We start from the raw sequence: 19,593 nt of genomic DNA, 5'->3' as shown, positions 1-19,593 counted from the left end.
CTCGCTCCCGTCAGAACCGCTGCTGCAGCCCGGCCATGATCCCCAGCTGGTTCCGCCCCATGTCGACCGTCCCGCCAGCGGCGACCGCCTTGGCGGCCGTCGCGCTGTTCAGCATGTAGCCGACCGACGTGTAGACGCGCGTCCGCTTGGACAGCTGATGGTTGGCGCGCCCGACCAGCAGCGTCGCGTTCGCGTTGCGCGCGGGCCCGCGTTGCAGATAGCGCGTGCCTTGCGCGTCGAACGATACCGCCGGGGTCAGCGTATAGGTAACGCCGGCGAAGAAGATGTCGGTCTGCAAATGGGTGGCCGCCGCAACGTTGTTCCGGATCCATCCCGCGCCGAGCTTCGCGCGCCCCATCGCCGCGTAGCCGTCGACGACGCTGTGCGTGCTCGTATGGGCGCTGCTGTCGAGCGGCGCCGCTGCGCCCGCCCCGCCGCGCTTCACGTCGTAGGACGCCGCGACGCCGAAGCGCGGCGCATCGTATGCGACCAGCAGCGTATATTGCCGGCACGCGAGCGGATTTCCCGGCACCTGCCCCGCGCAGCCGGTGGCCGAGGGCCCGGCCGGCCCGGCGGCGTCGCGGCCGAAGCTGTAGGTGCCGCCGAGCGTGAGCCCGCGGAACTTGCCCAGATAGCCGATCGCGTTGTCGCTGCGCGCATTCGGCAGATACGCGTCGAAGCTGCTCGGCGAATGAATCGACGGCCCGATCACGTCGGCGTTGGCAAGCGCATAGGCCGTCATGTTCATTTGCCTGCCGAGCGTGAGCGTTCCGGCATCGCTGCTCAGCCCCACGTTCGCCTGCCGGCCGAACAGCCGCCCGCCGTAATTGAACCCGCCCGTGCCGGGCTGGAAGCCGTTTTCCAGCACGAAGAACGCCCGGTAGCCGCCGCCCAGGTCTTCGGTACCCCTCACGCCCCACCGCGACGGTACTTCGCCGGTCAGGTGCGGGATGCCCACCGCAGCCCCGCCCTTCGCCGCATGGTTGTAGTACGAAATACCGGTATCGACGATGCCGTACAGCGTCACGCCGTCTTGCGCATGCGCAAGGCCCGATGTCGCCGTCAGCGCCCATGCGAGCGCACGCCCCTTCACCATCGCCTTGATCGCCCCCGAATCGATATGCACGACTGCGTCTTTCCATGCGGCGAACGACAGCGCGTTGCCGCACGCGATCGGCCGCCGGCCGTGCGCCCGCACCCCGCCGATGCGCCGCTCAGGATTGTTCGACATGCGCCACCTGCTGCTCGCGTGTGGAAGCCGGACGGCCGCGATGCGACGCCGAGCGACGATGATCGATCAGGCCGACCGCGACGGCCGCCGCCAGCGCGGGCAGGCCGATCGCCATGAAGTTCTGTTCCAGCGGCAGTTCGATGCCGACCAGCAAACCGATGACGATCGGCGCCAGGATCGCGCCGCTGCGACCCACGCCCAACGTCCAGCCGATGCCGGTCGAGCGGATCGCCATCGGGTAGAACTGCCCCGCATACGCGCAATTGACGATCTGCGTGCCGATGGTCGTTGCGCCCGCGATGCCGACCAGCACGAACAGCAGCGCGGTCGGCATCCGGTAGCCGAGCAGCGTGATCGACACCGCGGCGAGCAGATACATCGACACGAGTACCGTCTTGATCGGAAAGCGATCGGCCAGCCAGCCGCCGCCGATCGCGCCGATCATCGCGCCGGCGTTCAGCACCAGCACGAACGTCAGCGCGGAGCCGAGGCTGTAGCCGGCGCTCGCCATCAGCCGGGTCAGCCACGAGCTGAGCGCATACACCATGAACAGGCACATGAAGCAGGCGATCCAGAACATGACCGTGCTGAATCCGCGACCGTCGTCGAACAACTGGCGAACCGGCGCGTTGCCCGCGTTGCCCTCGCGCGGGACGACATAGCAGTCGCCCGGTTCGGGCCGGTACGCCGGATCGAGCCGGCGCGCGATGCGCGCGAGCTCGTCGGTCCTGCCGCGCCGGATCAGGAACGGCAGCGATTCCGGCATCCATTTCACGAGCAGCGGGACGAGCAGCACCGGCGCGGCCGCCGCGACGAACACGGACTGCCACCCGTATGCCTCGATCATCCCCTTGCCCATGACCGCCGCCAGCATGCCGCCGACGGAATAGCCGCTGAACATCAGCGTCACCAGTGTGCTGCGCATGCGGCGCGGTGCGTACTCGGTCATGTGGGCAATCACGTTCGGCATCACGCCGCCGATGCCGATGCCCGCCAGGAAGCGGGCCGCACCGAACAGCGCCGGCGTCGGCGCCAGCCCGGCCGCCGCGGTAAAGACGCTGAACAACGTCAGGCAGATCGCGATGGCCCAGCGGCGCCCGATGCGCTCGGCGACGGTCCCGAACACGATGTTGCCGAACATCATGCCGAACAGCGCCGAGCTGACCATGAAACCGGCCTGCGCCGGATTGACGCCCATCTCGTTCATGATCGCCGGCAGCGCGATACCGGCCACGGCGAGGTCGTAGCCGTCGAACACGATGATCAGCGCGCACCAGAACAGCACGACGCCGTGCAGCGGGCCCAGCCGCGCATCGTCGGAGAGCGCCTGCAGATTGATTTGACGCATGGAACTTCCTTCCTTTTTCCAGATGGGATTCAGGCCCGGCAGTAGCCGTCGCATCACAAGCTTTCGAAGTAATACGATCGTTCAGCCCATCGATTTAGTAGCTGTACGAAATATTGTCGTGAGATGCTCCGCTTTCCTTCCGGATGCCGGCGCAGTGTAGGAAGCCACAATGATTCCCACTATCCGGAATTTGCACGTCGCTCGCGAATTCAATCCGCTTTTTCTCGCGCCGCGCGCCGCGCGCTATCCGGATTTTTCCCCGGCGGGGGCGGGACTATCCGATTCTTGCGAAACTTTCGACAAGCCTGACGAAGATCAATATCATCCTTTCAGGATATCTCGCTCACAAGAGAAACCGATGTGGCACGACGCGCATCCGCGGCCAGCCGGTTGCGCTGCACGAATAACGCCACACAGGAGACACCCCATGCCCCTCACCCCGAATGCGGAAGTGCTGTCCGCGCTGTATCGGAATTGCGTGTTCCGATCCGGCTTGCGCACGGATGCGCACGCGCAGGTCTCGGCGGAACTGGCCGAGCATGCGCTGCGCTGGAAGCGGGGTGTGCCGGACGCGGCGCTTTTCAAGGGAGAACTGAATCATCTGAGCGTCTACGCGCTGCAGTACGGCGCCGAAGTCGAGGTTGCCCCGCGCCCGTTCGACGGTTTTTCGCTCGTCCACACGTCGCTGGCGGGCGGCGCCGAAATCGAGTGCGACGGGCACGTGATGGGTGTATCCGAAGGGCGCACCGCCGTGCTGGCGCCGAGGACGCACATCCGCCTCCGCTGGCGGGCCGGCACCCGGCAACTGATCGTCAAGGTGCCCGATTCGCTGATGCGCGCGGTCTCCGGCCGCCCGCCCGACGACGCGGCGCCCGGCCTCGCGCCGGGATTCCTGTTGCCGACGGCGCTGGCGTCGCAATGGGATCTGATCGCGCAGTCGCTGCTGAACGTGCTCGCCGTTGCCGACGACGGCGCCATCCGGGCCGAATGGCGCGACCACTTCGAACGAAGCCTCGCGCTATTCCTGCTCGTGCATTGCCCGCCCTCACCCGCCGCCGCGCTGGCCGGCCCGGCGCTGCAAGCGCGCGGCGCGCCGGCGAACGCCGGAACGCGCGGCGGCATCCGGCAGATGGATGCGCTGCACGAATTCATCCACGCGCGGCTCTGCGCGCCGATCTCGCTCGAGGATCTCGCCCGGGCGGCCGGCGTCAGCCTGCGGACGCTGAACGTGCTGTGTCGGCGCTATCACGGCGCGACCCCGATGGAGCTGCTGCGCAACATCCGGCTGGACGCCGCGCGCGTGCACTTGCTGACCGACCCGATGACCAGCATCACCGATACGGCGCTGACGTTCGGCTTCGGGCATCTCGGCCGCTTTTCGGCGTACTACTTCTCCCGCTTCGACGAGCTGCCGCGCGACACACAGAAGAAGCGGCCGCCGAACTGAACGCCGCGGCGCCGGACGCGCGCCGCCGCTTTACGCGTCGGGCAATCGCCCGCATAGTAATGGTTTGCCCGCATCCCCGCCCTGTCGCCCCGTCACCATGTCCGCCACGCCAGCCGCCTGCATCGTCCGCGACGCGACCGACGCCGATCTCGCCGCCATCCACGCGATCTATGCGCACCACGTCCGCCACAGCGTCGCGTCGTTCGAGGAAACGCCGCCCGACGCCGCCGAGCTGCGCGCGCGCCGCGACGCGGTACTGCGCCACGGGCTGCCGTATCTCGTCGCGCAATGCGACGGCCGCGTGGCCGGCTACGCGTACGCGACGCCTTACCGCACGCGCAGCGCATACCGCTTCACGATCGAGGATTCGATCTACATCGACGATGCGCAGCGCGGGCGCGGGATCGGCCGCGCACTGCTCGCGGCGCTGATCGCGCGCTGCGAGGCCGGCCCGTGGCGGCAGATGATCGCGGTGATCGCCGACGGCGGCACCGGCGGCTCGACGTCGCTGCATCGCGCGTTCGGCTTCGAGCCGGCCGGCATGCTGAAAGCGGCCGGTTTCAAGCACGGCCGCTGGATCGACACGGCGCTGCTGCAGCGGCCGCTCGGCGACGGTGCACTCACGCCCCCCGCCTCGCCCGAGCCTGCCGCGTCGCGCTAGAATGGCCGCATGTCAAAACAGACTCATTCCACCCCCGACGAGGCCGCGGCGGATTCCCGCAACGAGTACACGGTCGACGAACTGGCGCGCGTGTCCGACACGACCGTGCGCAACGTCCGCGCATACCAGGATCGCGGCCTGCTCGCGCCGCCCGAGAAGCGCGGGCGCGTCGGCATCTACGACGACACGCACGTCGCGCGCCTGAAGCTGATCAACCACCTGCTCGCGCGCGGCTACACGCTGTCGAACATCCAGGACCTGATCAAGGCGATCGACGAAGGCCACGACCTGCGTTCGATCCTCGGCCTCGAAAACGCGATCGGCGGCCGCTGGTCGCACGAACTGCCGAAAACCTATTCGCTCGCCGCGCTCGCGCAGATGTTCGGCCCGCAGGCGACCACGCAGCTTTCGCGCGTGACCGAGCTCGGCCTGCTCGAACGGCGCGGCCTGTCGTTCGTCGCGAAGAGCCCCGCGCTGCTCGAGGCGGCGGCCGCGATGACGAAGGAAGGGATCCCGCCGCGCGAGCTGCTCGACGTGATCAGCCTCGCGCGGCCGCACTTCGACGCGATCGCGCGGCTGCTCGTCGATCTCGTCGTGAAGCGGCTCGACCGCTACGACGCCGGCACGCTGCCGCCAGCCACCGACGTGCCCGAACTGGTCGACGCGATCTGGCGCCTGCGCCCGCTCGCGGCCGTGTTCGTCGAAGGCGAGACGAACCGCGCACTCGAAACCGCGGCGAGCGCCTATCTCGGCGGCCGCGTCGCGACGATCCTCGACAAGAAGCTCAGCGACGACGAGGCCGCACGGCAGGCCGGCACGCCCGATACACCCGACAGGCAAGGCGACGGCGACAAAGCATAGGGCCGCCGCCGTCATATTGATATCGGCAATGCTTCGTTTGCGGGCGCGATCGCCCATGCGACGATTCTTCCAACCGAGCGGCGCACGCCGCTCCCCGAAGACGTTTCGCATGGAGTCCGTTCGATGATTCGTTTCACCCGCTGGATCACCCGCTCCGCCGCGACGGCGCTCGTCGCCGTCGCCGCCGCGTCGGCCTTCGCGCAGGGCGGCGCCGACAAGGTCGTGCGCATCGGCTATCAAAAGGCCGGCCTGTTGTCGGTCATCAAGGCGCAAGGCTCGCTCGAAGCGCGGCTCAAGCCGCTCGGCTATGGCGTGCAGTGGTTCGAATTTCCGGCCGGCCCGCAACTGCTCGAAGCGCTGAACGCGAACAGCATCGACTTCGGCTATACGGGCGCGCCGCCGCCCGTGTTCGCGCAGGCAGCCGGCGTGCGCTTCGTGTACGTCGGCGCGGAACCGCCGTCGCCGCACAACGAAGCCGTGTTCGTGAAGGCCGATTCGCCGATCCGCTCGCTCGCCGAGTTGCGCGGCAAGAAGGTCGCGCTGCAGAAAGGCTCGAGCGCGAACTACCTGCTGCTGGAGGCGCTGAAGAAGGCCGGCGTGCGCTACGACGAGATCCGCCCCGTGTACCTGCCGCCCGCCGACGCGCGCGCCGCGTTCGAAAGCGGCAATGTGGACGCGTGGGCCGTCTGGGATCCGTACTACGCGGCCGCGCAGAATTCGCTGAAGATCCGCACGCTGTCCGACTATACGGGCCTCACGCCGGCGAACAACTTCTACGAGGCGACGCGCGATTTCGCGGATCAGCACGCCGACGTGGTCGGCGCGATCCTGAAGCAGGCGCGCGAGACGGGCCTGTGGGTCAACGGGCATCCGGCGGAGACCGCCACGCTGATCGCGCCGAAGGTCGGGCTGCCGCTCCCGCTCGTCGAGACGTGGATCAAGCGCGTGCCGTTTGGGGCGGTGCCGGTCGACGAGAAGATCGTCGCGGTTCAGCAGGGCGTCGCCGACGCGTTTTATGCGGCGAAGCTGATTCCGCAGAAGCTGAGCGTCGCGGACAACGCGTGGACCGACAAGCGCGTGGCGACCGCGCTCGTGGCGAAGTAACGCGCGGCGCAGCGCGCCCGCGTTCGAAAAAAAGGCCGACGGGCACCCTGCCCGTCGGCCTTTTTTGGTTCTTCTCGAATTTTCAGGGAACGTGGGGCGAACCGTCGGCGCGACAAACTGAAGAGCAGCGGCCGCCTCACGACGGCCGCCTGCCAACAACGTATTTGCGTTGACCGTAGCAGCACATCCTGCCGAAATCTTCTTCTGCGCGTAGTCCAGCGGGGCGGCTACGGAAGTTCGGCTATTGTGCGCATACCTCGCTGCCGGGCCGAACTCGTACTTCTGCGTTCGGCCATATACGGTCTTTCGCCAATACTGCCGCCCAGATATTCCCGCGTCCGCTTTGCGGCGCCGAGCTGTCATTGGAATGGCAACGAGATATGTCGTTTCGCAAGCAACCGGGTAACCCGTCTTGAGTCGCGCTGACACTCCCGGGAGTATCTTGTTCGCTAACAAATGAGCGGATACGTGAACATTATCGAAGAGGAAATACCGCACGGACGTCGTCGGCGGCGGGCATTATTGCCACGACTCCGTACACTGCGGTGTGTGGTTCGATGTTTTCGAGCGTGCCTGATCAGAGCTTCTCGAGAACTTCAAGAAAGAGCAAGATGAGGGTGAAGAAGCCAATCCATCTTACCGTGGTCATGAGACCTGCGAGCTTAAGGGCCAGTGAGTTCACTGCGTCCGCGACAGGGTTCGCCGGTGATTCATCACCGCGACCGCCGCTCGCCGCCGCGGTACGCAATTGAGCCGTTGCGAGGTCAATACGAAGATGGGTGACGTAGCCAATCGCGATTTCCGGACATTCAATTGCGCCGTCGCTTTTGTTGGGTCTGAGAAAAAGGTTCGGCTCGCGCCGAGGGTCAGCCATAGCACTTTCAGCTGTGTAGAGATGCCGCAGCGCCAGTCCCAACTCGACTGCGCCAAACTGGCCATCAGACATCGCCTTCGAAAGCGCATGTATGCAGGCTTCGGGAATGTGGCAGGCGAGCCACCACTGATCGGGTTCGCCGGTCTCTGCGTCGGCCCGATTGGCACCGAGACGAGCAGTACCGAGCGGCACGTCGGCAAACGAAATGCCGAGTTCGTCCTCCAACTCGCGCAGACCTAACCGGTCAGCCTTACTGACGTCGCGTGCAGCGAAGGACACTTCAACGGCGCGCATCGCGTGTCCAGCGTCGCCAATGATCGACAACTCCTGGCCATCGAGACGCGCCACTCCGTGCAGCGACGTGGTAAGTGTTGGCTGTTTGTCTGCGTCCAGAGGCTCTGCGAGCTGTTGCGTCACATGAAGCTGTTCCAACCTTAACCACATTGACCTGGCCGGCAAATACGTTTGCCTCTCGCCATCCAACCCAACATGTTCGAGGGTGTGATCCTTCCGCTCAATTAATTCCGTCGCGACGTTTTTTTCCAAAAACTCCATGGCGCTCCCCCCTCGTGATTGCCTCAAACCCTTGCGCGATAGAGGACAAGGGTGTGGGCATTGTCCGCCTGAGCGTGTGGTCAAAGCGCCGACGGTTGTGCATTGCAATGCAGCCATGCTGATGGCAGGAATTCTACCCATCCTGACGTTTGGCGGATATTAGGAAGAGCCCACATAGATTGCAATTTCTTTCGAACTGACGCGCACGCGCTCCGAATAATTGCCCGGGTCCTGCACCGGGCAGGGAGCGGCGGATCCAGGCAATGATCGAGGATTGGGGGGGCGTGGCTGACGTCTCCCAGAGAGAGGCACGCGCCGGGAGTATGTGCGGCGCCGTCGGTGCAAGCCTAAAGGCCCTTCAATACTCTTCCTTCAGAGCACGCCGTCATCCGCCCGATACGATCCCGGAAGTCCGCCTCGTGTCGGGGCAGCAGTTGGGAACGCTTCAAGTGACGCTCCTGATGGACCCAAACCGCCTGATCGCGGCCGGCGGTTTTGGTCGATGCGAAGGCGCCACGCTAGTAGCTCGAAGGTCCGCTTGACGCCTGCAAGCGGACCGCTGCGAGTCCGAAGATCGAAAGTCGCTTCAGGGTCGGGAAACGCCATCCACGCAAATCCGCGAAGGGCTTTCTCGCTTGATCCCACGGCGGGCAATCAGCACACGGCCATCGATCCGGCGAAGTCACGCGCAGCGCATGAAAAAAGGCCGGCGGGAAAATTGCCCGCTGGCCTTCTGCATCGCGTGGTCGTGCGCGCCGGCCTACTTCAACACCCCCGCCACCTTCTTCTGCCGCCACAGACACAGCAAATCGCAAGCAACATGCGCGGCCGCAATCGCCGTAATGTCCGCATGATCGTAAGCAGGCGCCACCTCGACAACATCCGCACCAACCAGATTCACCACGCCGAGCGCACGCACGATCGCGAGCGCCTGCGCGGACGACAGCCCGCCCGCGACCGGCGTGCCCGTGCCGGGCGCGAACGCCGGATCGAGGCAATCGATATCGAACGTCAGGTACGCCGGCCGCGCGCCGACGATGTCGACGATTCGCTCGACCGCCGCGCGCGAACCATGGTCGTGCACCCACGCGGCATCGAGCCGCTCGATCCCGAGAAAATCGTCATTCCAGGTGCGGATGCCGACCTGCACCGACGTCGCGGGATCGATCAGCCCTTCCTTCACGGCCTTGTAGAACATCGTGCCGTGATTGAGGCTGTCCGGATCGTCGTCGGCCCACGTATCGCAGTGCGCGTCGAAATGGATCAGCGACAGCGGCTTGCCGTAGCGCTCCGCGTGCGCGACCAGCAGCGGATACGTGATGTAGTGGTCGCCGCCGAGCGTCAGCATCTTCGCGCCCGAGCGCAGGATCGTGCGCGCATGCTCGACGATCGCGGGCTTGATCGACAGCGGGTTGTGCGCATCGAACCAGCAGTCGCCGTAGTCGACGGCCGCGAGATCGTCGAACGGATCGAAGCCCCACGGATACGGATTGAGCTCCGCGAGTTGCACGCTCGCCGCGCGGATCGCGGCCGGCCCCAGCCGCGCGCCCGAGCGATAGGTGGTGGCGAGGTCGAGCGGCACGCCGGAAATCGCAACGTCGACGCCGTCCAGCACGCGCGAATAATTGCGGCGCATGAACGACAGCACGCCCGCATAGGTGTTTTCGATCGAGGAACCGTACGGCGTCGTGCGACGGATCGCGCCGTCGCCGTGGAGAAGTTCGGTCATGGTCGGACCTGTTTTCGTGGGGAACCGGCTCCGCCCCGCGCTGCATGGGCGCGCGGGCCGGGCACGGCATGGATTCATCGGGCACGCACCGGCTTGCGCATCCAGTCGCGCGGCCGGGCGGGACAACGACAACGGCAATGTCGCGGCGATCATAGCAAGCCGAATTGAAGTCGTTGCCCCGGTTCAGCGGGGGCAACGCGTTGAAGAAATCCGGCGGCAGCACCCGCGCATCGGAGTCCCGCATCGCCGGATCGATGCGACGGCGGGCACGCGCCTGCGCGTGCCATCCCGACCGCGTCCTAGAAGGATTCGCCGGTTTTCGCCCGCCCTTTCTTCCGGATAATGGCCGCAGCCGCGCCGCCGACGGTGCGCCGTCCACCGCAGACAACAACAATCCGGAGACACCCGCCTTGATCGCCACGCTTCCCGCCACCTACCGCCGGCTCTGGCCGCTCGCCGTCGTCGCCGCGCTGCTGTACGGGCTGTCGCTCGCCGCCGCGCCCTATCCGGGCCAGGCCGCCGCGAAAGCCGCGATGGGCATCCTGCTGCTCGCGGCAGGCAGCACCTGCGGTGCGCCGCGCGAACGCGCGTGGCTGTGCGCGGCGCTCGCGACCGCCGTGCTCGGCGACGTGCTGCTCGCACTGCCCGACTGGCCGCTGTCGTTCGTCCTCGGCCTCGGCGCATTCCTGCTCACACACCTGTGCTACTGCGCGATCTTCCTGCGCTGGCGCGCGTGGCCGCACGGCTGGCGCATCGTCGCGCTGGTCGGGCTGTGGATCGCCGCGCCGGCGTTCTACCTGGCCTTCCTGCCGCACCTCGGCGAGTTGCTGGCGCCGGTCGCCGTCTACATGCTCGTGTTGTGCGCGATGGCGAGCTTCGCGCTCGCCGCCCGCACGCACGGCCCGCTGGTGGCCGTCGGCAGCCTGATCTTCGTCGGCTCCGATACGCTGATCGGCGTCGGCCGGTTCCTCGGCGGTTTTCCGGGCATCGACTACCTGATCTGGGGCCTCTACGCGCTCGCACAGGTCACGATCGTGGCCGGGGTTTTCCATGAGACGGCCGCCCGATCGATCCGCCCCTGATTCCGTTTCAAACAGACCGCCGCGCGCCGGCGGTCTCGTCCAGCCCTTCTCTTGTCCCATCGACGGGCCTCTCCGTGAATTCCGCAATGCGGAAAACGGCCCGTTCCAAACCCCGCTCAGCCTTTTCCCGTCTGACTTCCGGCCCTTAGAGCGGCGCTTCTAGCCTCTTGCGGTTTCCGGGCTCACCCACTATCGTTACATCAACCAATGTAACATTAAAAAATGAGCCAAATCGGAGACACCCGGATGAATGCTCGCACGTTGCCTTTCGGTCCGCCCGGCCACGACGGCTTGGACGAAACCATCGACATCGCCATCATCGGCACCGGCTTCGCCGGTCTCGGGATGGCGATCCGCCTGCGGCAAACAGGCTTGACCGACTTCGTCGTCCTCGAGAAAGCCGCGTCGGTCGGCGGCACGTGGCGCGACAATCATTACCCCGGGTGTGCATGCGACGTGCAATCGCACGTCTATTCGTTCTCGTTCGCGCCGAACCCGCGCTGGACGCGCATGTTCGCGCCGCAGCCGGAGATCCGCGCGTATCTGGAAGACTGCGTGCAGCGCTTCGGGATCGGCCCGCACCTGCGCCTGAACCATGAACTGCAGCGCGCCGAATACGACGAAGCCGCGCAGCGCTGGCGCCTCACGTTCGCGAACGGCAAGCGGCTGTCCGCGCGCGTGCTGGTGTCGGGGATGGGCGGCCTGTCGCGCGCCGCGCTGCCGGCGATTCCCGGCGTCGAGAATTTCAAGGGCCGCGCGTTCCATTCGCAGCAGTGGGATCACGACTACACGCTCGAAGGCAAGCGCGTCGCGGTGATCGGCACCGGCGCGAGCGCGATCCAGTTCGTGCCGCAGATCGCGCCGCGCGTGAAGGAACTCGCGCTGTTCCAGCGCACGCCGCCGTGGATCATGCCGAAGCCCGACCGCAACCTGACCGGGTTCGAGAAGTGGCTGTTCCGCACGCTGCCGTTCACGCAGAAGGCCGTGCGCAGCGGCATCTACTGGATGCTCGAATCGCGCGTGCTCGGCTTCGCGATCCACCCGTCGCTGATGAAGAACGTGCAGAAGCTCGCGCTGCGCCATATCCGCAAGCAGATTCCCGATCCGGAACTGCGCAAGACCGTCACGCCGAACTACACGCTCGGCTGCAAGCGCGTGCTGATCTCGAACGACTACTACCCGGCGCTGTCGCGCAAGAACGTCGACGTGATCACGACCGGCATCGACCATATCGAAGCCGACGCGGTCGTGACGACCGACGGCCGCCGCCATGAAGTCGACTGCCTGATCTACGGCACCGGCTTCCAGGTCGCCGATCCGTATCCGCGCGGCGCGATCGTCGGCCGCGGCGGCCTCGACATCGTCGACGCATGGCGCGACGGCGCGCACGCGTATCTCGGCTCGACGCTGCCCGGCTACCCGAACTTCTTCATGATCGTCGGTCCGAACACGGGCCTCGGCCACAACTCGATGGTGTTCATGATCGAGTCGCAGATCGAATACATCCTCGGCGCGCTGCAGGCGATGCACCGCGAGCGTGCGGATGCGATCGAGGTGCGCCCGCTCGTCGAGGCGCAGTTCAACAGCGACCTGCAGGGCAAGCTCAAGAAGGCGATCTGGTCGACGGGCGGCTGCAAGAGCTGGTACCTCGATCCGCGCACGGGCAAGAACACGACGCTGTGGCCGGGCTTCACGTGGTGCTTCCGCCAGGCAACCGCACGCTTCTCGATCGCCGATTACCACGCGTATCGCGCACCGCAGCACGACACGATCGCGCGGCCCGTCGCCGCGCCCGCCGCTTCCGCTTCCACTTCCACCGAAGCGGCCTGAGCCAGACAAGGAGCAACCGACATGAGAGATTTCGCCAACAAGGTCGCCGCGATCACGGGTGCCGGCTCGGGCATGGGCCGCGCGCTCGCGATCCAGCTCGCGCAGGCCGGCTGCCATGTGTCGATCGCCGACAAGAACGGCGTCGGCCTCGCCGAAACCGAACGGATCGTCCGCGCGATCGCGCCGAACGTGCGCGTGTCGACGCGCGTGCTCGACGTCGGCGACCGCGACGCGATGTTCGCGTGGGCCGACGACACCGCGCAGGAACACGGCAAGGTCAACCTGATCTTCAACAACGCGGGCGTCGCGCTGTCGAGCACGATCGAAGGGATGGAATACAGCGATCTCGAGTGGATCGTGAACATCAATTTCTGGGGCGTCGTGCACGGCACGAAGGCGTTCCTGCCGCACCTTAAGGCATCGGGCGACGGTCACGTGATCAACACGTCGAGCCTGTTCGGGATCTTCGCGCAACCGGGCATGAGCGGCTACAACGCGACCAAGTTCGCGGTGCGCGGCTTCACCGAATCGCTGCGCCAGGAACTCGACATGATGAAGTGCGGCGTGTCGGCAACCTGCGTGCATCCGGGCGGCATCCGCACGAACATCGCGCAGGCCAGCCGCGTCTCGAAGAACATGGTCGGCTTCATGGTCGCGAGCGAGCAGCAAGGCCGGGACACGTTCGAGAAGTTCTTCATCACGACCGCCGACGACGCCGCGCGCACGATCCTCGCCGGCGTGCGCCGTAACAAGCGCCGTGTGCTGATCGGCCGCGATGCGAAGGCCGGTGACTGGATGGCGCGCGTCCTGCCGTCCGCGTACCAGGCGCTCGTCGTGCTCGCGACGCGCCGCGAGGCCGCGAGGGCCCGCCGCGACGCCGCGCGCGGCACGCCGGCGCCCGCACCGCTGCACGCCACCTACAACAACGCAGGCAATCAGGGAGGAGAACAATCATGACAACCCCGAACATGATGCCCGTGCGGCGCGACATCCGTTTCGCGCTGCCGCCGGAACGCGCGAAGGACTGGCATGTGCAGGGCGTACCGGTCACGCACTTCATGAACGCGCTGTCGCTGCTGTTCCCGGCCGGCGAACGCTTCTTCATGGATTCGGTGCGCAACTACCGCGACCGGATCGAGGACCCCGAGCTGAAGAAGCAGGTGCTCGGCTTTATCGGCCAGGAAGCGATGCACACGCGCGAGCACATCGAATACAACGACCTGCTGCAGTCGTCGGGCCTGCCCGCGCACAAGCTCGACAAGCGCCTGTGGACGATCCTCGGCTGGTTCAAGAAGGCGCTGCCGCATTCGATGCAGCTCGCGATCACGATCGCGCTCGAGCACTACACGGCGATCCTCGCGAACCAGTTGCTGTCGGGCCACGAGCACCGGATCGACGGGTCGGTCGAAGGCTACCAGCAGATGTGGATGTGGCACGCGATGGAGGAAACCGAGCACAAGGCGGTGTCCTACGACGTGTGGACCACCGTGATGAAACCGGGCCTCGGCAGCTACCTGCTGCGCACCGGCACGATGCTGACGACGACCGTGTTCTTCTGGGCGATCGTGTTCGACTTCCACGTGCGCCTGATGCGCGCGCACCGTCGCGAACACGGCAAGTTCGGCGGCATGTGGCGCCTCGTGAAGTACCTGTACAGCCCGAAGCACGGCGTGTTCCCGAGCATCGCGCGCGAATGGCTCGACTACTTCCGCCCGGGCTTCCACCCGTGGGACCACGACAACCACCAGTACCTGCAGGGGCTCGACACGCTGCTCGAGAACATCGACGCGGCCAACGCGCGCTACGCGGCGCAGGCCGCCCCGCGCCGCGTGCCGCTGCATCCGGTTCCGCAGGCATGACGCCATGGCGCGCGCACACGAGATGCTGACCGTCCAGTCCGGCGACGTGAAACTCGCCGTCTACGTAAGCGGATCGCGGCGCGCGCCGCCGCTGATCCTCGTGCACGGCTACCCCGATTCGGCGGCCGTGTGGGCGCCGATCCGCGCGCGGCTCGCGAAGCGTTACCGCGTGATCGCGTACGACGTGCGCGGCGCCGGCGCGTCCGATGCGCCGCGCCGCCGTGCCGACTACACGCTCGCGCGGCTCGCCGACGACCTGAAGGCGGTGGCCGACGCGACCTGCGGCGGCCGGCCGTTCCATCTCGTCGGCCACGACTGGGGCTCGATCCAGTGCTGGGAGGCCGTGACCGACCCCGCGTTCCGCGGCCGGATCGCATCGTACACGTCGATCTCGGGCCCATGCCTCGATCACGTGTTCCGCGCGAAGATGCGGCTCAAGCAGAGCCTGAAGTCATGGTACATCGCGTTCTTCCACCTGCCGCTCGTGCCGTCGCTGGTGTGGCGGCTCGGCGGCGCGGCACTGTGGCCGCGCTGGCTGCAGCTCACCGAACGCGTGCGCGCCGAGCGCGACCCCGTGCAACTGAAGAACGCGCTGAACGGCCTGCAGCTTTACCGCGCGAACTTCCTCGCGCGGGCGCGCAAGCCGCGCGAACGGTATGCGCAGGCGCCCGTGCAGATCCTGGTGCCGGTGCGCGACCGCTACGTGACGCCCGAGATGTCGGTCGACCTCGACCGCTGGCTCGGCGACCACGTGCGCGAGGAAATCGACGGCACGCACTGGATCGTGCTGCGCCACCCGGACATGATCGCGTCGCGGATCGACCGCTTCGCGGCGGCGCAGGAGCGGCCGGCGGTTACGAACGCCGCGGTTCAGCGCACCGTCGGCGCCGGCAGGCGCCTGAACAGCGTCTCGTAGTCGATCACCAGCCCGTCGTCGTCGATGTCCATCTCGGCCGTGAAATTCCGGAAGATGCCTTCGTAGCGGTAGCGCCGGCCCGGCTCGATGCACGCGTAGGCCTGCTTGACCGGCGCGACCTTCAGGTCCGGCGTCGAGATATACGCGACGTCGATCGGCCGCCGCTCGCCGCGCGCGAGCCCGAGGCGGCCGATCGGCAGCGAATTCGTGAACGGCGTCGCCGCGATGTCGATGTCGATGCAGCCGTCCAGCTCCGGCAGCGCGCGGCCCGCGCCGTCGTGCCAGTGGCCGGCGCCGTCGCCGCGCAGTTCGAGCGTGCCGCCGCCCATCACCTTCAGCACCGCATACGTCACGCGCCAGTGCGGATCGCACTCGACACGATACGCGAGCCCGTACGTGCGACCGTACCGCTGGCCGACCACCGCGCTTTCGACGACGATCCCGCTGCCGCTCCGGTCGAACGTCAGATGTTCGACCCCGTCGCCCTCGAGCGACGCCCAACGCACTTCGCGCATCTTTCCGCCTCCGGGTTTACTCAATGCGAACGATCGTCGCATACATCCTGACCATCCGGAATTTCACTGTCGGCCAATCCAACGCGCGTCATTCGTTGTCGAAGTTCATGTCCCTGCCTTCAAACGAGGACCGGATAGCTTCCACGACTCGCGACGCCCTGCGCTCATTCTCCAGCTGCGGATACTGCTGCTTCAGCTTGCCGGAGATTTGCCAGCCGTTTTCCTTGACAGAGCGAATGATACGGTCAGCATCCGGGCCCGGCATCTCCACGACCTCCTTGAGCCGCTCCTGGGCAAGCTGAAAGATCAGCAGCGTCCTGGCTTCATCGGCCATCTCCGTGCGAATCGTGTGCTCGACAACTCGCGCGATATACAGAACGTGAGCCGTCAGATCCGGATAACGCCAGACGAAGCGCGCATCTTCGTAGTTGTCGAATACGAAGTTGCTCAGCGTCCCGTCCTCATAGGTCACCAGTTCTCCGAACCGATAGGACGTCGCATAGCGGCGCATGAAGCAGCGAGAAAACACCTCGAGCGTGCGATCGTAGCCGGCACGGAACTCCGTCGAACTCGTGATGGTTGCCGAGATCGGCAATATCACGCCATCCGGCACCGCCTTGTCCCGCACCAGGGAGTCGTTGATCAGGAAGCGATGAATCCGGCCGTTGCCGTCTCGCATAGGGTGGATATAAACGAAGCCGAATGCCAACGCTGCGGCACGTGCCAGCGGCTCGGCGCCTCGAGTCGCGGCCTCGAATTCACCGAGCCCCTCCAGCATCGGTGCCACGTCCTCGAACGCCGGGGCAATGTAATGCACGATGTTCTCGCGCATCGTAGCCTGCCCCACAAAGACCGGTGAACGCCGCAACCCCAAGCCGAACGCATCGTGGCCCAGAATGCCGGCTTGCAGCGTATGCAGGCTGCGGTCGCTTAGTGGAGCGTCGATACTGCCGCAGTATTGCGCGATGACGTGTGCAAACCGCTGGATGCGGTCGGTCTGATCAGCCTCTTTCTCAATGAGAAAACTCGCCCGCGACTCCTTGAACGTCAGCCAGCTGGCTGTCCGCATCAGGATGTCGGGACCGAAGACGCGATCCAACTCTCTCAATGCGGTGCCCAAGTCGAACTGCAGCGCTGCCTGCACCGCCGCGGTTCGCCGAACCAGCGGGCAGAACGCGGGCGTTCCCGGCAAGTTGTCGTGCACGCGCCAACGGCGAACGCGAAGCGACTCTGTGCGAGTAAGGTATTCAGTCGGAGAAACGGCGTTGACATAGCCGCCGTTGGTCACGTCAGGCACATTCAGGCGCCTGCCTGTCAGCCACTCGTACAGGAAACCCGCGCGTCGGGCGTATTGGCCAAAGGGGGCATTTCGGCACCACATTTCGATCGGCTCCGGTCCCACGGCTGCAAACAGGCGTGCAAAAAACTCGAAGTGAAGCGCTTCGTACTTGAGTCCGAATTCAAAATGGCCGGCGAAGTCGTCGGTGGGTCGATAGCTGGGCGGATACCGGTTTTCTACCTGCTCATCGGTTTCCCGGCTCGCACGTCCGGTGCCGATGACCGAATCGACACGCAGAGGTTGTGCGAGCGTAATACCGTAGCGAGCAGCCAGGGCCTTGAAGCCGACTTGCATGGAAAAATCTCCTACCGAGGCCGCGAAAATACTACCAATTCCCGGATCCTACCCGAAAACGCTAACGCGTTAGCATGCGCACGGAAAATCTAACGACGACCAAAATTTGCTACCAAAATAGAGAAACTCCAAAAAAACGCTAATGCGCCTGACAAACGCATCTTGGACAACGCTTTCCGCCCGAATTCGGGGCACCGCCGACAAATCCTGACTATCCAGGATTCCCTATTCCGGTGCATCGGATTGTGTCCTATGCTCGCGGCTCGTCCTGTCCCGCCGCCATCATGCCTACCGCCCGCTCCGCCTCGCCGTCGATCGACCTGCGCATCCTGCTGCGCGGCATCGGGCAGATCGTGCTGCAGGCGAATGCGTGCACCGGCGCGCTGCTGCTCGCCGCACTGGCGCTGACCGACCTGCGGCTCGCGTGCGCGGCGCTGGTCGGTTCGGCCGCCGCCAGCATGACCGCCGTGCTGACGGGCGCCGAGCGCCGCGACGTCGAGCAGGGGCTGCACAGCTTCAACGGCGCGCTCGCCGCGCTGATCGCCGTGCTGTTCGCGCCCTGTTCGGTCGCCGCGCTCGCGCTGGTGCCGCTGGCCGCGATCGGCGCGGCGCTCGTGCAGCGCGCGATGCGCGCGCCGCTCGCCCGCTGGCGCCAGTGCCCGTATTCGAGCCCGTGCCTCACCGTCACCGCGCTGTGGCTGCCGTTTGTTGCGCTGCAGCAAGCGAGCGGCGCCACAGTCAGCGCGGCGCTGACGCTTTCTTCCACCGCCGACGCCCTGCTCTCGGGCGTCGCGCAGACCACCTTCGCGCAAGGCGCATGGGCCGGCGCGCTGATCGTCGCCGGCATCGCCGTCGCATCGCGCCGCGCGGCCGCGTTCGCGCTCGGCGGCGCCATCGTGTCGACCGTGCTGCTGCTCGCGCTCGGCGCGAACGGCGCATGGTTCGCCGACGGCCTGCTCGGCTTCAACGGCGCGCTTGCCGCGCTCGCGCTGATGCCGCGCGGCCCGCGCGCGGCGTTCGCGGCCGCCGCACTCGCCGCATTGATCCAGTGGCTCGCGACGCGCGCGGGCATCCCCGCATTCACGGCCCCGTTCGCGCTCGCGTCGTGGGTCACGGTGGCCGTCGCGCGCCGCCTCACCCTCGGAGAACCCGATGTCGTCATTCGCACACCGTTCTGATGCCGTGAAACCCGGCGGCCCGATCTCGGACGCCGAACGCCGGCTGCGCGTCGACCTCGCCGCCGCGTATCGGCTCGTCGCGCTGAACGGCTGGGACGACCTGATCTACACGCACCTTTCCGCGACCGTGCCCGGCGAGCCCGGCCACTTCCTGATCAACCCGTTCGGCCTCACGTTCGACGAGGTCCGCGCGTCGAACCTCGTCAAGATCGACCTGGCCGGCAACCGGATCGGCGACAGCGAGCATGCAGTCAACGTGACGGGCTTCGCGCTGCATGCGGCCGTGCACGCCGCGCGCGCCGACGCCGTGTGCGTGATGCATCTGCACAATACGGCCGGCATCGCCGTGTCGATCCAGCGCGACGGGCTGTTGCCCGCGTCGCAGCACGCGCTGCGGTTTCATCGCGACCTCGCGTACCACGACTACGAGGCGCTCGCGTTCTCGCCGGCCGAAGGCGCGCGGCTTACTTCAAGCCTCGGCACGAAATCCGCGATGCTGCTGCGCAATCACGGCACGCTGACGGTCGGCCGCACCGTTGCCGAGGCCTATGTGCTGATGGATACGCTGATCAAGGCCTGCGACATCCAGGTGCGCGCGCAGGCAGGCGGCGAGCCGCTCGTGCTGCCCGATCCGGCCGTCGCCGACCGCACGGCCGAACAACTGCGCGACGGCGGCGCGATCGAAGGCGAACTGGAATGGCCGGCGCTGCTGCGCCGGCTCGACCGGATCGATCCTTCGTATCGCGACTGACGCCGCAACCATCGCCGCA

Annotated in this window: 17 protein-coding genes; 11 read left to right on the top strand and 6 right to left on the bottom strand. The window is 66.5% G+C overall.

All coding sequences use genetic code 11. The features are described 5' to 3' along the window. Nucleotides 1-10: 10 nt before the first annotated feature. Nucleotides 11-1,096, bottom strand: coding sequence for a porin (locus JYG32_RS18705; RefSeq protein WP_174382444.1), 1,086 nt, complete (start codon nucleotides 1,094-1,096; stop codon nucleotides 11-13). A gap of 118 nt (nucleotides 1,097-1,214) precedes the next feature. Continuing rightward, nucleotides 1,215-2,579, bottom strand: a complete 1,365-nt coding sequence (locus tag JYG32_RS18700) for an MFS transporter (RefSeq protein WP_213266497.1) — start codon at nucleotides 2,577-2,579, stop codon at nucleotides 1,215-1,217. Nucleotides 2,580-2,748: 169 nt separating this feature from the next. On the opposite strand from JYG32_RS18700, the gene JYG32_RS18695 reads away from it, so the two are divergent. From JYG32_RS18695 to JYG32_RS18680, 4 genes are all read left to right on the top strand, one after another. Beyond that, entirely contained in the window at nucleotides 2,749-4,026 is a 1,278-nt protein-coding gene (locus tag JYG32_RS18695; protein WP_249744816.1) for an AraC family transcriptional regulator, read from the top strand. 97 nt (nucleotides 4,027-4,123) lie between these two features. Then, nucleotides 4,124-4,687 carry a GNAT family N-acetyltransferase gene (locus JYG32_RS18690; protein ID WP_213266496.1) on the top strand — a complete coding sequence of 188 codons (564 nt, stop codon included), beginning with the start codon at nucleotides 4,124-4,126 and terminating at the stop codon, nucleotides 4,685-4,687. 9 nt (nucleotides 4,688-4,696) lie between these two features. After that, on the top strand, nucleotides 4,697-5,548 hold the full coding sequence (locus JYG32_RS18685; RefSeq protein WP_174382432.1) for a MerR family transcriptional regulator: 852 nt from the start codon (nucleotides 4,697-4,699) through the stop codon (nucleotides 5,546-5,548). A gap of 123 nt (nucleotides 5,549-5,671) precedes the next feature. Continuing rightward, complete coding sequence (locus JYG32_RS18680) at nucleotides 5,672-6,652, top strand: sulfonate ABC transporter substrate-binding protein (RefSeq protein ID WP_213266495.1); 981 nt, start codon at nucleotides 5,672-5,674, stop codon at nucleotides 6,650-6,652. A 577-nt stretch (nucleotides 6,653-7,229) separates the two neighbouring features. Here JYG32_RS18680 and JYG32_RS18675 read toward each other — a convergent pair. Both JYG32_RS18675 and speB read right to left on the bottom strand, forming a co-directional pair. Next, nucleotides 7,230-8,081, bottom strand: a complete 852-nt coding sequence (locus JYG32_RS18675) for a hypothetical protein (protein ID WP_213266494.1) — start codon at nucleotides 8,079-8,081, stop codon at nucleotides 7,230-7,232. 760 nt (nucleotides 8,082-8,841) lie between these two features. Beyond that, nucleotides 8,842-9,810, bottom strand: coding sequence for an agmatinase (speB, locus tag JYG32_RS18670; RefSeq protein ID WP_213266493.1), 969 nt, complete (start codon nucleotides 9,808-9,810; stop codon nucleotides 8,842-8,844). A gap of 410 nt (nucleotides 9,811-10,220) precedes the next feature. Between speB and JYG32_RS18665 the strand changes: the two genes are divergently transcribed. The 5 genes from JYG32_RS18665 (at nucleotide 10,221) to JYG32_RS18645 (ending at nucleotide 15,497) form a co-directional block, all read left to right on the top strand. Further along, entirely contained in the window at nucleotides 10,221-10,892 is a 672-nt protein-coding gene (locus tag JYG32_RS18665; RefSeq protein ID WP_213266492.1) for a lysoplasmalogenase, read from the top strand. 246 nt (nucleotides 10,893-11,138) lie between these two features. Further along, nucleotides 11,139-12,722: a flavin-containing monooxygenase gene (locus JYG32_RS18660; protein ID WP_213266491.1), complete on the top strand. Its 1,584-nt coding sequence runs from the start codon at nucleotides 11,139-11,141 to the stop codon at nucleotides 12,720-12,722. Nucleotides 12,723-12,743: 21 nt separating this feature from the next. Continuing rightward, nucleotides 12,744-13,679 (top strand): SDR family NAD(P)-dependent oxidoreductase, encoded by a 936-nt coding sequence (locus tag JYG32_RS18655; RefSeq protein ID WP_174382438.1) that lies wholly within the window; start codon nucleotides 12,744-12,746, stop codon nucleotides 13,677-13,679. Next, on the top strand, nucleotides 13,676-14,581 hold the full coding sequence (locus JYG32_RS18650; protein ID WP_174382439.1) for a metal-dependent hydrolase: 906 nt from the start codon (nucleotides 13,676-13,678) through the stop codon (nucleotides 14,579-14,581). The genes JYG32_RS18655 and JYG32_RS18650 overlap by 4 nt, the downstream gene beginning before the upstream one ends. Before the next feature lie 4 nt (nucleotides 14,582-14,585). After that, nucleotides 14,586-15,497, top strand: a complete 912-nt coding sequence (locus JYG32_RS18645) for an alpha/beta fold hydrolase (RefSeq protein WP_174382440.1) — start codon at nucleotides 14,586-14,588, stop codon at nucleotides 15,495-15,497. Here JYG32_RS18645 and JYG32_RS18640 read toward each other — a convergent pair. Both JYG32_RS18640 and JYG32_RS18635 read right to left on the bottom strand, forming a co-directional pair. After that, nucleotides 15,452-16,012, bottom strand: coding sequence for a putative glycolipid-binding domain-containing protein (locus tag JYG32_RS18640; protein WP_213266490.1), 561 nt, complete (start codon nucleotides 16,010-16,012; stop codon nucleotides 15,452-15,454). The two genes, JYG32_RS18645 and JYG32_RS18640, sit on opposite strands and share 46 nt — an antisense overlap. A gap of 88 nt (nucleotides 16,013-16,100) precedes the next feature. Continuing rightward, nucleotides 16,101-17,645, bottom strand: coding sequence for a Fic family protein (locus JYG32_RS18635; protein ID WP_213266489.1), 1,545 nt, complete (start codon nucleotides 17,643-17,645; stop codon nucleotides 16,101-16,103). Between the two features lie 284 nt (nucleotides 17,646-17,929). Between JYG32_RS18635 and JYG32_RS18630 the strand changes: the two genes are divergently transcribed. Together JYG32_RS18630 and JYG32_RS18625 are read left to right on the top strand one after the other, a co-directional pair. Then, on the top strand, nucleotides 17,930-18,823 hold the full coding sequence (locus JYG32_RS18630) for an urea transporter (RefSeq protein WP_213266488.1): 894 nt from the start codon (nucleotides 17,930-17,932) through the stop codon (nucleotides 18,821-18,823). Then, nucleotides 18,798-19,574 carry a class II aldolase/adducin family protein gene (locus JYG32_RS18625; RefSeq protein WP_213266487.1) on the top strand — a complete coding sequence of 259 codons (777 nt, stop codon included), beginning with the start codon at nucleotides 18,798-18,800 and terminating at the stop codon, nucleotides 19,572-19,574. Before JYG32_RS18630 ends, JYG32_RS18625 begins: the two co-directional genes overlap by 26 nt. Nucleotides 19,575-19,593 lie beyond the last annotated feature (19 nt).

This window comes from Burkholderia pyrrocinia (assembly GCF_018417535.1).
GTDB lineage: Bacteria > Pseudomonadota > Gammaproteobacteria > Burkholderiales > Burkholderiaceae > Burkholderia > Burkholderia pyrrocinia_E.
Note: the sequence above shows the minus strand (reverse complement) of the source record. Positions and strands in the feature narration are given on the sequence as shown.

Coding starts and splice junctions, on each gene's coding strand:
- JYG32_RS18650 (WP_174382439.1), top strand. CDS start 13,676: ATGACAACCCCGAACATGATGCCCGTGCGGCGCGACATCCGTTTCGCG.
- JYG32_RS18625 (WP_213266487.1), top strand. CDS start 18,798: ATGTCGTCATTCGCACACCGTTCTGATGCCGTGAAACCCGGCGGCCCG.
- JYG32_RS18675 (WP_213266494.1), bottom strand. CDS start 8,081: ATGGAGTTTTTGGAAAAAAACGTCGCGACGGAATTAATTGAGCGGAAG.
- JYG32_RS18680 (WP_213266495.1), top strand. CDS start 5,672: ATGATTCGTTTCACCCGCTGGATCACCCGCTCCGCCGCGACGGCGCTC.
- JYG32_RS18700 (WP_213266497.1), bottom strand. CDS start 2,579: ATGCGTCAAATCAATCTGCAGGCGCTCTCCGACGATGCGCGGCTGGGC.
- JYG32_RS18635 (WP_213266489.1), bottom strand. CDS start 17,645: ATGCAAGTCGGCTTCAAGGCCCTGGCTGCTCGCTACGGTATTACGCTC.
- JYG32_RS18685 (WP_174382432.1), top strand. CDS start 4,697: ATGTCAAAACAGACTCATTCCACCCCCGACGAGGCCGCGGCGGATTCC.
- JYG32_RS18695 (WP_249744816.1), top strand. CDS start 2,749: ATGATTCCCACTATCCGGAATTTGCACGTCGCTCGCGAATTCAATCCG.
- JYG32_RS18630 (WP_213266488.1), top strand. CDS start 17,930: ATGCCTACCGCCCGCTCCGCCTCGCCGTCGATCGACCTGCGCATCCTG.
- JYG32_RS18705 (WP_174382444.1), bottom strand. CDS start 1,096: ATGGTGAAGGGGCGTGCGCTCGCATGGGCGCTGACGGCGACATCGGGC.
- JYG32_RS18640 (WP_213266490.1), bottom strand. CDS start 16,012: ATGCGCGAAGTGCGTTGGGCGTCGCTCGAGGGCGACGGGGTCGAACAT.
- JYG32_RS18645 (WP_174382440.1), top strand. CDS start 14,586: ATGGCGCGCGCACACGAGATGCTGACCGTCCAGTCCGGCGACGTGAAA.
- JYG32_RS18690 (WP_213266496.1), top strand. CDS start 4,124: ATGTCCGCCACGCCAGCCGCCTGCATCGTCCGCGACGCGACCGACGCC.
- speB (WP_213266493.1), bottom strand. CDS start 9,810: ATGACCGAACTTCTCCACGGCGACGGCGCGATCCGTCGCACGACGCCG.
- JYG32_RS18655 (WP_174382438.1), top strand. CDS start 12,744: ATGAGAGATTTCGCCAACAAGGTCGCCGCGATCACGGGTGCCGGCTCG.
- JYG32_RS18660 (WP_213266491.1), top strand. CDS start 11,139: ATGAATGCTCGCACGTTGCCTTTCGGTCCGCCCGGCCACGACGGCTTG.